Source organism: Helicobacter kayseriensis (genome assembly GCF_021300655.1).
GTDB classification, from domain to species: domain Bacteria; phylum Campylobacterota; class Campylobacteria; order Campylobacterales; family Helicobacteraceae; genus Helicobacter_G; species Helicobacter_G kayseriensis.
Genome location: NZ_JAJTNB010000005.1, coordinates 1 through 14,308, shown reverse-complemented (window position 1 = coordinate 14,308; position 14,308 = coordinate 1). Strand labels below are relative to the sequence as shown.

Below are 14,308 nucleotides of genomic sequence, written 5' to 3'. Positions count from 1 at the left end.
GCGCTAAATCTTCATCACCTCTTCTTCTTTATGCTTCACCATCTCTTCAATTTTTTTGACAAACTCATCTGTAAACTTTTGAATCTCATCTTGCCCTTTTTTGCTCATATCTTCTGTGATTTCTTTGTCTTTTTCAAGTTTCTTAATCGCATTATTGCTATCTTGTCGCACATTGCGAATTCCAACTTTTGCTTTCTCTCCCATTGCTTTGGCATCTTTTGCTACTTCTTTTCTTTGTTCTTGTGTCATAGGAGGGAAAAAGAGCTTGATACTTTCGCTATCACTATTGGGATTGACACCGATATTTGCTTCTTGAATAGCTTTTTCTACATCTTTAATCAGTGTCTTTTCCCATGGAGTGATCACAATCGTCGTCGCATCTGTTGCGATCACTGATCCAATTTGATTAAGCGGGGTGGGAGTTCCATAATAATCAACACGGATATTGTCCAAAATCGCAATCGACACCTTTCCGCTTCTCAATGTTGCAAAATCCCTCTTAAGAGATTCGATTGTTTTAGTCATTGAAGTTTGAGTTTGCTGATAAATGGCATTTAACATATCTTTCCTTTTTGTTATTGAATTGTTGGCGCTAAAGGGGCAGATGGAGCCTCTGTGCTTTGTGTAGACTGAGGAATGGAATCCATCAAGCTTGTTTGCGTTTGCTTGACATACAAATAGCTTAAGGCAATTGTATTGGCCAAAAATAGAGCCCCAAAAAAGAGGGTGAGTTTGGTCAAAAATCCAGCAGCCCCCTTTGCTCCAAACACACTTTCATTGCTTCCACTATAATTTACAAGCCCTCCTCCAGAACTCTTTTGAAGCAAAACAAGCACGACGATAAAAATTGTCAAAACAATTTGAGTGATAAAAAGAAATGAAATCATTGCAGAATCCTTAAGAATTGGGGTTTGATGGGGTGATTTTACCAAAACTTTAGACTATAATAATTCAGAAAATCCCACCTTATCTCAAGGGTTAAGCTTGCGTTTATTTTCTTTTGACTCCGAAGCCTCTTCTTATTCTGCTTCTTGCGAAGTGCAAAAATTTTTTCTTCAATTGCTTATAGATCGTTTAGTCCAAAAATGGGGTAAAAATTTTAAAGACATCTTAGATCTAGGGTGCGGGACGGGAGCATCTCTCCAAGCCTTTCAAGATCATCACATTGCATTTGATCATTTTATAGGATGCGATCTCTCTGAAAATATGCTCAAAGTTTTTAATCCTCCCTCCGCCATACAAAACAAAGTCTCTCTTATATGCCAAGATTTTAATATTTGCTTAGAGCAGATCTCTTCCCCCCATCTGATTTTTTCAAGTTCATCGCTCCAATGGGCTACATCTCTTAAGCACACTCTTGGTCTTATCTCCCAACACACATCTAGCAAGATCGCACTCAGCATAATGACTGCCAATACACTCAAGAGCTTTCATTCATTTTTAGATTCCAAATCCCCCCTACCCACAAAAGAAAATATGCAAAAATTACTTTTAGATTTTTTTGAAGGTGAAATTGAGATAGCACATAAGATTCTCACTTTTTCAACCAACAAAGATCTCATCCTTCATCTTCGCAATACGGGAATTATGGGGGGTGGTGTCTTAAAATATAAACAAGCCAAAAAGATCTTGGAATACACAGGGGACCTAGAATATGAGAGCTTGATCTTTATCGGTCAGCCCAAACAAACCAAAGGAGCAGTATGAAACAAAGAGTCTTTTCAGGGATTCAACCCACAGGAAAAATCACAATTGGAAACTATCTTGGAGCTGTCAAAAATTGGGTTTATCTACAAGAAAAATATGACAGCATCTTTTGTGTGGTCAATTCGCACGCCATCACTACCAAACAAGATCCCTATCTTCTTAGAGAGCAAACTTATGATATGGTCGCTATCCTCTTGGCCTGCGGTATTGATCCTAAACACTCTAGCCTTTTTATCCAAAGTGAAATTGATACTCACCCTGCTCTTTCTTGGATTTTAAATTGCAATATTCCTATGGGAGAAATGGAGCGTATGACCCAATTTAAGGACAAAGCTCAAAAAAATCCCAAAAATATCAATGTCGGACTTTTTGATTATCCTGCTCTAATGGCAAGCGATATCTTACTCTATCAAACAGATCTTGTCCCAGTTGGCGAAGATCAAAAACAACATCTTGAACTTACACGCAATGTCGCACAACGATTTAATCGTGACTTTGGAGAGTGCTTTAAGATCCCAGAACCCCTAATTGCCAAAAGTGGAGCTAGAATCATGGGTCTTGATGATCCTACAAGCAAGATGAGCAAATCAAGCACAGCCCAAAACCACGCAATCTTTCTTCTTGATACCCCAAAAGAGATCGAACAAAAAATCAAAAAAGCGACCACAGACTCGCATTCATCAATCGTATTTGATCCAGATCGCAAGGGAGTGTATAACCTTTTATGCATCTATGAGCTTTTTACGCAAAAATCAAGAGAGGAAATAGAAACAGAATTTATCGATCAAGGATATGGTGTCTTGAAAAAAAGGATTGCTGAGGCGATTATCTCCACTCTCTCCCCCATTCAAGAAGAGTATCTTAAGATCCGTCATCAGATAGATTATCTTGCAGAAGTCCTCAATCAAGGAAGAGAGAAAGTTCAACCTATTGCAGAAAGCACCTACAAAAAGGCAAAAGAACTTGTCGGCCTTATTTAGAATGGTTTCTATTGATTTAAAAACCATTCTAAAAACATTTACAGTTTCAGATTAAGCTTTGAATATTCAAAAATCAGCTTTCAAACTAACAAGGAGTTTTTATGAAACATAAAGTTTTTATTCCCATTGCACTAAGCGTCAGCCTATTGCTTGGATTTGATGTGCAAGAAATGCCAAGCGTGCAAGAAAGAGTTTTTCCAGATATAGGACAAACAAAGGTTTATTCTTTTAATTCTTCAATCGAAGAGGCTTCAAAAGTCGTTGTCAATATCTCGACACAAAAGAAGATCAAAAATCAAATGAGCAATCACCCAATGTTTAATGACCCCTTCTTCCAACAATTTTTTGGAGATTTTTACAATCAAATCCCTAGAGAAAAAGTAGAGCGCTCTTTGGGTAGTGGGGTGATTATTTCCAATGATGGATATATCATCACCAATAACCATGTGATCGATGGGGCAGATAAAGTCATCGTCTCTTTACCGGGAAGCAACAAAGAATATCAAGCCAAAGTCATCGGCACAGATTCTCGAACTGATCTTGCAGTCATCAAGATTGAAGAAAAAAATCTTCCCGCAGTCAAATTTGCGGATAGCTCACTTGTCAAAGTTGGCGATCTTGTCTTTGCGATTGGGAATCCATTTGGTGTAGGTGAGACCATCACTCAAGGCATTGTTTCTGCACTCAACAAAAATGGTATCGGAATCAATGATTATGAAAACTTCATCCAAACAGATGCCTCCATCAACCCAGGAAACTCCGGAGGAGCACTTGTTGATAGCCGAGGAGCCCTCATTGGCATCAACACAGCCATCATCTCAAAAAGTGGAGGAAACCAAGGTATAGGCTTTGCAATCCCCTCAGAAATGGTCAAACGCATCGCTAAACAGCTAATTGAAAATGGAACTATCCGCCGAGGATATTTGGGCGTAGGGATCCAAGATGTAAGCACTGATCTACGAGATACTTATGGCAACCACGAAGGAGCAGTGATCATCAGCCTTGAGGCAGATTCTCCAGCAAAAAAAGCAGGACTTGCGGTATGGGATCTCATCACAAAAGTAAATGATCGCCCAATAAAAAGTTCTGCAGAGTTAAGAAATCTAATCGGAACAATGTCTCCAAATGAAAAAGTTACTCTCACCTACATAAGAGATAAACAAGAAAAAACAGTTACACTGACCTTAGCAGAAAGCAAAGATACTAAAGGCTCTAGTAAAGCAAACAAAAAAGAAACAAATGGAACACAAGGCTTGGATGGTGTTAGTGTTCAAGAGCTTTCTCCTCAAATCAGACAAAGAAATCAAATCCCAAGAGATATTGATGGGGTGCTAGTCAATAATGTCAACGAAGAAAGCAAGGCTTATGAATCAGGCTTGAGATCTGGAGATATTATCGGGCAAATCGAAAATATCACGATCAAAGATTTAGCAAGCTATAAAAAAGCTCTAGAAAAATTCAAAGGCAAGTCAAAACGTATTCTTGTATATAGTCAAAATGGAATCAAAACAATTGTTATCAAATAAATGATCAAATTTCAGCTAGGCTCTATTTTGGAGTCTAGCTCTAGATCGCTTCTTGCAAGTATCTTAACTCTTTAGATATCAAATCAGCCCACAAAGCTTTTCAAACGGCTTAGTTTTAAAAAAATTATTTCAAAAAAAGATTCTTCTATCAATTTTTAAAACCTATCAATATTCTGTCTTTTTAAGAATCTTGATTAAGAATCGCAGAAAACCGAAAGATTTGTATTTAGATGATTTTAAATCAAAATATTTATTTTAAGTTATTCTAAATATTATTAAAAATATTCTGATCACCCTTTCAAAATCTGACTAATATATGCGTTCCTATTTACACACTGATAAAGGAGATACCCTTATGAAAAAGCTTTTAAATAATCCATCTAGGGGGGGGGGGAGAAAGAAACTAACTAATCCCAAAACTACAGATCCAAAAACCCCTTCTCTTTTTGATTCTAAAATTTCTAAAACATTCTTCATTCCTATCATTGCTTCAACTTTAGCGATGAGTTTATCTGGAGCTCAGCCCGCCGATGTGATAGGTCAATACATCGGAGATGGATCATCGGGAAACAATGGAACAACAGGTTCCAAAGGTTCTGATGGCTATAGTGGAACATATGGTGGTCAAGGAAATGATGGATCAAGAGGTGCAAATGGAGCAAATGGTTCAAGAGGAAATGCTTACAACTCTGCTTCAGAAGGCGTTGTTGGACCAACAGACATTAGCTTCACTCAATCTGCTCAAAAAGTCACAGGAGCTACAGGAAGTAAAGGAGGGAATGGAGGTCGAGGGGGTGATGGAGGTCGAGGGGGTGATGGAGGAAGAACAAATATTAACTCTGCTGGAGGAAGAGGAGGAATTGGAGGGGGAGGAGCAGATGGGGGAGTAGGAGCAGATGGACAAACAGGTCAACTTGCACGAGGAGTAAGAGGCACTCTTAATATCAGAGGGGGGTTTTCTCAAGATATTACTGGTGGAAATGGGGGTGATGGAGGTCGAGGGGGTGATGGAGGTCGAGGGGGTGATGGTGGAAATGGGGGAGGAGCCAATCTTGGAGGGAATGGGGGACAAGGCAGGATTGCAGGAGGTGGAGGAGATGGGGGGAATGGAGGTCGAGGGGGTGATGGAGGGAACGCTCAAGGAATCGGGGGATTTACTCTTATCAGAGTCAATGGACAACTCTTTCAAACAATCACAGGGGGTGATGGAGGGAATGGGGGGAATGGAGGTCGAGGGGGTGATGGAGGAAAAGGTGGAGATGCTGGATGGGCTCACGCAAGCAACAGTGACTATAGAGGAGGTGGAGGGAATGGGGGGAATGGGGCAAACGGAGGGAATGGGGGAGATGGGGGGAATGCATATGGAATCTATGTGCAAAATCCAAATACCCAACTCTTCATCAATGGTCTCATTAAACAAACTATTCGAGCTGGAAATGGGGGCAATCACGGAAATGTTGGGGGTGGAGGATATGGTGGGAATGCTGGTCTAGGATGGGCTACAGATGAAACGTTCCGACAGCCAGGCAGTGCAGGAAGTTCTGGATTAAATGCTGGAGTTCAAGGCAATGGGGGGAATGCTTATGGAATCTATATCGAAGATGGAAAAAGTCTCACAATCCAAGGAAATGGAGAAGATAAACTCACTTTCGAGTCTATCTTTTCTGGGACAGGAAGAAACACAAGAGGATGGGTTTTTGCTATCAACAACCAAGAAAGTGGTGTTCTCAATATCAATGGTGTTCAAATCGCAAATGGCACTCCAACTCAAGGACTTAGCAACATCTTCTACAGCATTTATAATGGAGAACAAAATTCTGGAAACTTCTCAACAGGAGGGGGAATCACCACAACCCTCTCAAGAAGTGGAGGAGTCATCACAGGATTTGCTTTCTCTGCAAACACAACCGTTGGACAAGATGGAAGTGGGTTTGGAGGTGGGACAAAAGGTTTGACACAAAACATCTCCACTTCAAACAATGGTAAAGCTTATGGACTTTATGCAATGAGTGGAACTTTGAGCTTTTCTTACAAATCTGGAGTGACCAATACTTACAACATCACAGGAGATGGAACCTCAGAAATCTCTGGGGTCTATGTCTCTGGAGATCAGGTGCGTGTCAATGCAAATAATGATGGAGTTCTTCAAATCAATGTAGGAACAGACAGTCTCGCCAAACAAGCTTCTGGTTTTACCTTTAGTTCAGGGAATAAAAGTCTTCAAGCCACTTGGCTTATCTTCAAATCTAACTCGATCAGAGGAAAATCAGCTTATGGTATCGTCTTAGAAAATAACGCAAATGCAACAATTACAAATTTTGGAAATCTCACTCTATCATCTAATTCTATCAAGGGAACTGATCTTTCTGCTCTCGTTCACTTTGAAGGAAAGGGAAGCATTAGATTAGAAGGCACTCCAAATATCGTAACCAACACCGTTAATGGGGATCACGCTTACCTCTTCTCTCTTTCAAGTGGGGCAAGTGTAGGAAATATAGGTTTTACTCTCAATAATGGCGCGATCAATGGAAACTCATCTGCAGGAATGGTATATGTCCGAACAGGAGAAAAATCCAATTTTTCTACACAATACACATTGCAAGCCAATGCGATCAAAGGAAGCAAAGTCTCTGGCGTTGTTTTCGAGACTGGATCCTACTTTGATGCAAAAAATATTGCTTTTGCTCCCGATTCCATTAATGGGACAAGAGAATCTATTCTCTTTGATTTCTTGGGAACTTCTGATGGAAACCTAGCAAGAGAATCGGTTGTAGAAAATGGAGCATTTAGTCAAAAAAATTCAATCGGGGGAGGGAATGCTTCGGCTTTCACCCTAGAGAATGGAGCTAATGCAAGAATCAGAAATATCACAATTTCTAGCGGATCTATTGGCGGGACAGGTTCAAGCACCGTATTCCATTTCAAAGGAGGCAATCAAGGATTAAGAGTTGAGGGGAAAGCATCTTTTGCTGTTGGCTCAGACCGAACAGGGGAAGCTAGAGGGATTGCCATCACAGAATCTGCAAATATTGCTATTCAATCTGATCAAAACAACACCCTAACTTTTGATCTCACATCTTCTAACAAAACAAGAGGGCTTTGGATCGATGGGGGGAATAAAGAAGTCAATCTTTCTGGAGATATTAACCTAGTCTTCAAAACACTTGGATCAAATGAAGAAGATAACTACATCTATGACAATACAGGTTCAAAACTCACGCTCAAAGGAAGTGGCTCTACAAGTTCAGCTCAAATCATCAATGCAATCAGTGTCGATAACAATATAAGATCTGGATTTTATAATGCTCAAAATGGAAACTACTACATCAATGGAACAACTACATTTGAAAACATCTATTCTGCAGACAAAAAAGTATCTGGGATCTTTGCAAAAGATGGAAAAATCACCTATCAAATCTATAAGGATCTTAATTTCAATAAACTTTCTGGCACACAATCAAGTGGTATCATCCATGAAGGAGGAGCATCAACCTACAATCTGCAATATGCATCTTCCAAGATTATCTTTAATGGTGCTATTACACAAGATGGCATTGCAAACAGAGGTGGAGAAAACTCTTTTAATCTAAATTCATCAAGCAACATCACTTTTGTAGGAGAAATTGGAGGATCAGGGATCAAAAATACAGGTGGGACCAACAGCTTTACTCTTGCTAATGGTGGAGCAAAAATCATTTTTGAGCAAAAAACTCAAGAAGCAGGCATTAGCTCAAGTCTAAATTCTCAAAATACGTTCTTTCTAGGAGATAACGCTCAAATTCAATTCAAACAAGGAAGCGCTAAAAATGCACTCTATCATGCTGGAGATTCAAACAATACCTATCGCCTTAATGGATCTGGATCCAATATAAGCTTTGATACAGTTGGAGCCAATGGGATCAGCAATGCCAACACATCTGGAGAAAATCAATTTTTGCTAGAAGGAAGAGATGCAAAGATCGCATTTACTTCAATTGATCAAAATGGAATCAACTCCCTTGAAAATTCAAAAAATATTTTTACTCTCAGTGGAGAAAATTCCAATATCGCCTTTGAAACAATCAAGGGACGAGGAATACAATCTTTGGGAAATTCAGAAAATATTTTCAATCTCACACACAAGACAGCCTACATTGATCTTAAGAATGTTGGAGGAGATTCTGGAATCTATCAAGCAAGTTCAAAAGAATTAAAGTTTGCTGGAAGTGATAATGGCTCTGGATATATTCAGATTAGAAACCTCAGCAGATCAAGTGGAAATAGATATGTGATCCAACTCACAGAGACAAGCAAGATTTCTTTTGACAAAGCAAGGCTTTATTATGGAGAACATGCTCAATTTGATACATCTAACCATAGGGCCGGAATCTATTCCAATCTCACAGGGTCAGATATCACAAAATTTGTCAAATACAAAATAGGAAATGCAAAAATTTCTACAAATGAAATCTTTGATCCTGAAAATTCATTGCAAGCAAGATTTAGAGTGCAAGCAACAGAAGGCAATATCTATGGAATCTATCTCCAAAACGATATGAACTCTAACTCTCATGTCACATTTGAGAAAACAAAATCTGGTACAGATTCAATCCTTATCATAGATACTCTCCAAGCCAAAGAAAATACAAATGCTTATGGAATCTACCTATCTGGAAAACTTAATCTCACGCTAGATCAAGCTCAAATCAAAAATATCAGATCTTCAGGGACTGGAAATTCCTATGGGCTCTATGTCGATAATAATTCCTCTATCACGCTCAATGCTAAGAGTATCCAAACAAAAGATTTTGGTTCCAACAAAAACTCCTTTGTCCTTTATACAGAGGAAGGAAGCACAATAGAGTTCAAAAATGGTGCTTACTTCATCAATGGTGATACAAGGAATCTTAAAGCTGGAATCCTCACAACAGAAAATGGGATCTATCATTTTGGCGGTCAAGTGATTTTTGATCCCATCATCGCAGAAACAGGCAATGCTTATGGAATCCACCATGCAGTCCAAGATGGGACATACAAAATCGACTCCAAAGGAATTTTGCTCTTTAGGCAAATCAAATCACAAAATGGCGAATCTATAGGATTCGGGCTAGGAGAAGGAATCTCTAGTCAAGATAGTTTTCTTTCTTTCCAAAAAGGAGCAAAACTCATTTTTGAAAACATAGAAGGAAAAACTGCGGGGGGAATGGCTCTTAATGGCGGAACGCTCACAGCTAATCATTTGATTTTTGCGAATATTGCCGGAGAAAAAACTGAGTATGGAATCAAAGGAAATGGAAATGATCTGACACTCAATCAAAAATCACTTGTCTATTTTGGGCTCAATGGACAAGCAAAAGATTCCTATGCAATCGCATCAACAGCCTTATCAGGAGATCAAAATGTCACTGTCGATAATTCTGCCCTAGTCTTCAACTTTGGTAATGCCAATGCTAAGATCATCAATGAAACAAGATTTCTCAATCTAACACTCAAAGATGGAGCCAGATTGGTTTTTGGAACAGATGGAAATCCAAATAAAACAATTGATTTAGGAGTCATCCACAACCTAGAATCAATAGGACAAATCAATGCAAATTCTGTCTATGGAAATACCCTTGATTTGACACAAGCGACAAACAACATTATCGATCTTTCTGCTTCTCCAATCTATCATGCTCAAAGTGGAGAAGTCAGTATGCCTGATTTGGGCTATGCTCAAAAAAGAGAGTATTACAAAATCCTCACGATCGGAGATCAATCAAGAGGAACCTCAAAAGGAATCTCAGGCAACAATCTCATTTTTAGACTCTATGCAGATGCAAATAGTGCAGACAAAGTCATGATCAATAAGGCCGATCTCTCCAATGGCAATCAAACCCATTATTTCCAAGTAAATTTGGCCAATGAGAACATGCCAAGACTTGTCAATCGTGGATTTGATAATGACATCATCCTTATAGAAGTCAATGATCCCTACAAGTCTTCTGTTGTATTTAAAGGATTAAATGCCAAAGGATCCAGCTTTGATTCAAAAGATGATCGCCTTGTAATTCAAAAAGGATTTAGCAACTTTCTTGTGGATATCCAAAACAAAGAAGAAGGATCTTATTATCAATACTACATCCCTAGCGGAGCAAAACTTATCGCTAAAGGTCTAGATGGAACTTATGCCAAAACGGCTATTCAGGCTTATTTGAGCACTTATCAAGTCTTCACAGCAAATTTCAACTCTCTCAACAAAAGAATGGGAGAACTTAGAGATTCTGTAGGAACAGAAGGATTTTGGACAAGGGTATATAATGGACAGCAACACCTTGATTTTGCAACAGGCTCAACAGTCAATTACACCTCATTGCAAGCAGGATTTGATGAGAAATTGAGCTTAAAAGATGCCGGAGCTTATTTTGGTGTGGCTTTCACTTATTCTTTTGGAAAAAGTGATTTTAATAGCGTTGTTGAGAGAGAAAGAGCTGCGAGCGTCATCAACTCTAGCATGCTCAATGCTCTAGATTTTGCACTCTATGCAAGCTATATTCAAGATCAAGAGATGGGAGGATTTTATAGCGACAGTATCGTGAAAATTTCTCACATCATGAACTCACTCTCCACAACTGGAACAGAAAAGTATGATGTGAACTCTACGGGTGCAAGCTTCTCTCAAGAATTTGGATATAGAGCTAAGCTTCCTTTGGGTTTCTTCATCGATCCTCAAGCAGAAATAGGCTATGGATATCTTGGAGGGAAAAATTTCACCCAAGTTTATGTGGATAACAACACACAATATACCGAAAAAGCCAAATATACACAAGATGAGATACATCTCATTAGGAGCAGAGCGGGGGTTAACTGGGGATTTGATTTCAAAGATTTCTTTGAGGCAGATTCTAAAGCCAATGCAAAACTCTATCTTGGCACTTATTATGTCTATGATTACATCGCCAATGGGAATATCTCTATGGACAATATGGATATAGCCAAACAAAGACACATCATCTCAACAAACCCATACGAATCAACTGGAAGATTTGTCATGAATATTGGGACAAATGTATCTTTCAAAGATGACACGAGGCTTTATTTTGACTTTGAAAGAAGTTTTGGTGGGAAACTCACAACAGAATATCAAGTCAATCTAGGAGTAAGAGTGAGCTTTGGAGAAAATATCAGCAAAAGAGTCGCTTATGAAGAAGAACCCAAACAGGTCAAATGGAAAATGACTCCAAAATTCAGTGAAGTAAGCAAAACCGAAGAAAATACAAAACAAGAAAACACAACAGAAGAAAAGATAACACAAGAAAATCAAAATATCCAATCATCGGCTCAGCAGGCTTTATAAAAACAAACAGCTCAAAGCTGAGTCCGAGAATAATAGAAAAAAAAAGGGGGGGGGGGATAAAACATTTTATGGAGTCCCTTTAGCGTGTGGGGACTCCAAAAGTGTTTTTAGTGTTTTTTCATCAATAACTTTTTTTGAAGAATGTTTTTGATGTTTTGTGTCTCTACTCTCCCTCTCCTAGGGAGGGTAAGACCTTCTAGACGATATTTATCATTTCTTTAATTAAAACAAACTACTTCATTTTAAATTTTTATTAATTGACTTATTTTATTCTAACTTTGGTATCATTCACACTTTTAATAACACAAAATAGGAGAATATATGCACGCTAAAAACAATAAAACATTAAAGTGCGTCTTTAACAACCTCGAGCAAAACTCTAAAAATTACCTATTCAAACCACTAATTGCAAGCTCACTAGCCTTAGCATTGAGTGCTGGGAGTGTGCATGCAGATCAAGAAGTAAGTAAGCCAGGGTGTGTGGGAGGAGATGGAACCTGTACGGATATTAATGGAGATTTGACGTTTAAATTCGGAACAGGAAGCACGACTCAAATTTCTGAAGACTTTAGAACTGTAACCATGTCGAATTCAACTTCGAATGTTGATCTGAAAGATACTAGCTTTAATGGCGATGCCTTTAATTTCCCAAATTCAACAATGACCATTGACTTTAATGGACAAAGTTCTAAGACTTTCAATCTCACTGCAGAAGCAGCAGAGTTTAAGGGGAATCTAAAAATTTCTGGTAGCGGTAACAGCAATCAATTTACAGGCGTTTTCAAACACGGAATGACTGGAAGCATCAATATCGGATCTGATACTCAAGTCTCCAGTGCCAATACTTCTTTTACTTTTGGAGATGGTGCTCAAAATGCACAAAACACAGAAACAGTAAAAAAACTTGAAGGAAAGATTACGATTCAAGGTGCACAAAATGCGACCAATAACATTACCTTCAAAGAAAACTTTACAACACAAGGCATCTGGACGATCCAAGGAAATAGTGAAGTTATCTTTGAAAAAAATGCCACAATGGAATCTAATGACGAGGTCATCTATACGGGGTGGTATGCAGATAAATCTGCTGCCAAGGCTTCTTTCATCTTTCGGGGAACAAACAATTCAATCAAAAACACAAGTAATCCACAACATGGAATCGCTATCCAAGCAAATGCAAATTTTAATGGAAAAACAGCAGAAAATCATCTTTTGTTTGAAGGGGAAAATTCCATCAATACAATTGAAGGCAATATTATCGCAACAGTAAATTTAAACAATGGAACTCGTAAGGGAAGTAATGAAATTGTCTTTAATCAACAAACTGCAACCAACACAATCGCAGGAAATATTCTCACGCAAGGGAATTCAAGCTCAGAAAATAAAATAACTTTCCAAGGAAAAACTTCCAATACGATCACGGGAAATATTGACACCTCTGTAGGAACAGCAATGATTTCTTTTGGGACACTTGAAAGAGATGGCATTGCAACCACTCCTTCTAATACGATCACCGGAGAAGTAAAAGCCAATACATCGACCAATAAGATCTCCTTTAACACATCAGGAAACAATAAAATCACAGGAAAGATAAGAGCTTGGGGAGGGGGAACTGCTCTAAATGAGATTATTTTTAGAGGAACTGGGACTAATGAAATTGAGGGAGAGATCTCTGCAGAATGGCAGAATAGTTTAAGCAAAAATACCAATATCATTACTTTTGAAAACCATTCTGGAGACAATAAGATCTCTGGCAATTTGACCAATAATGCTCAAACAAACATTATTACTACTTCTGCCAATAGCCAAAATTCCAGCAATACAACAATCAAGGGAAATATTCAAGCATTGGGTGGTGGAATAGCAACCAACACAATCACTCTCCAATCTCAGGGCACCAATAGAATCATTGGAGATATCACAACAGGAGGAAATAGCAATAGCCACAACTCCAACAATATCTACATCTCTGGTAAAGCAAGCAATACCAATCTTTGGAGTTTGGATACCAATACCCTTTCATTCTTTGCAGGAAATATCACAACAGATTCTGGAATCAACAATAATACAAACATCGTCTTTGAAGATAGTATTTGGTTGCCTGCTAACTACAAAGAGCTTGTAAGCAATAACAGTGGAAGATTAGAAGAAAATAGCGAGACTATTCCATCCATTGAAACTGGAACCTTAAAAAATAACTATGGAACCACAAACATCGTCTTAAGAACTTCAAGTCCCACTTTGACCCAAGGCACTTCGATGTTTAATGTCATCAATGCTGGAAACAATGGAAAAACAAATATTGTTGTCCAAGGACAAGTCAATATTGGAGCCAATGTGACTTATGGTGGAAGATTTGATGAAAATAACAATTACATCTGGGATGGGACCAGTCATCTTGGAGAAGTGACCTTTATCTTCGCAAATAACAATAACTCTGGAGCTACACCACTTGGAACAAACCCTATCCAAGATAATTTTTCAAACAACAGCACTGATGTTTCGGGCACAAGCTCTAAAGTCCTAGGTGTTATTTATCAAGATGGAGTCAAACTTAAGCTTAAAGATAAAGTTGTAAAAATCGGAGGTCACAATACATCATTCATCCAAGCTTATAAAGATTATTTCTCTAACATCGCAGACAATGGATTGCTCACGCTTACAACAGATCGCAAAAACACAAGTAGCAGAAGCACTAACACCCAAACAGATACCATTACTATCAAAGGTCTTGCTCTAGGAGATATCTCAGAGCTAGGATCAAGCAATGTAGGTGATGT

General features: G+C 38.5%; 7 protein-coding genes. 5 read left to right on the top strand and 2 right to left on the bottom strand.

Features of this window, described 5'->3' with window-relative positions; all coding sequences use genetic code 11:
* Positions 1 to 3 precede the first annotated feature (3 nt).
* A complete protein-coding gene (frr, locus tag LW137_RS04775; RefSeq protein ID WP_233033716.1) occupies positions 4 to 561 on the bottom strand; it encodes a ribosome recycling factor in 558 nt (185 codons plus the stop codon).
* Positions 562 to 575: 14 nt separating this feature from the next.
* Entirely contained in the window at positions 576 to 887 is a 312-nt protein-coding gene (secG, locus tag LW137_RS04770) for a preprotein translocase subunit SecG (protein ID WP_233033714.1), read from the bottom strand.
* 97 nt (positions 888 to 984) lie between these two features.
* Between secG and LW137_RS04765 the strand changes: the two genes are divergently transcribed.
* The 5 genes from LW137_RS04765 to LW137_RS04745 form a co-directional block, all read left to right on the top strand.
* Complete coding sequence (locus LW137_RS04765; RefSeq protein ID WP_233033712.1) at positions 985 to 1,707, top strand: methyltransferase domain-containing protein; 723 nt, start codon at positions 985 to 987, stop codon at positions 1,705 to 1,707.
* Positions 1,704 to 2,687: a tryptophan--tRNA ligase gene (trpS, locus tag LW137_RS04760; protein WP_233033710.1), complete on the top strand. Its 984-nt coding sequence runs from the start codon at positions 1,704 to 1,706 to the stop codon at positions 2,685 to 2,687. The genes LW137_RS04765 and trpS overlap by 4 nt, the downstream gene beginning before the upstream one ends.
* A 101-nt stretch (positions 2,688 to 2,788) precedes the next feature.
* Complete coding sequence (locus tag LW137_RS04755; RefSeq protein ID WP_233033708.1) at positions 2,789 to 4,213, top strand: DegQ family serine endoprotease; 1,425 nt, start codon at positions 2,789 to 2,791, stop codon at positions 4,211 to 4,213.
* A gap of 355 nt (positions 4,214 to 4,568) precedes the next feature.
* Positions 4,569 to 11,528: an autotransporter outer membrane beta-barrel domain-containing protein gene (locus LW137_RS04750; RefSeq protein ID WP_233033706.1), complete on the top strand. Its 6,960-nt coding sequence runs from the start codon at positions 4,569 to 4,571 to the stop codon at positions 11,526 to 11,528.
* 321 nt (positions 11,529 to 11,849) lie between these two features.
* Positions 11,850 to 14,308, top strand: a 2,459-nt coding sequence (locus LW137_RS04745; protein WP_233033699.1) for a hypothetical protein, incomplete at its 3' end; no start/stop codon positions are given.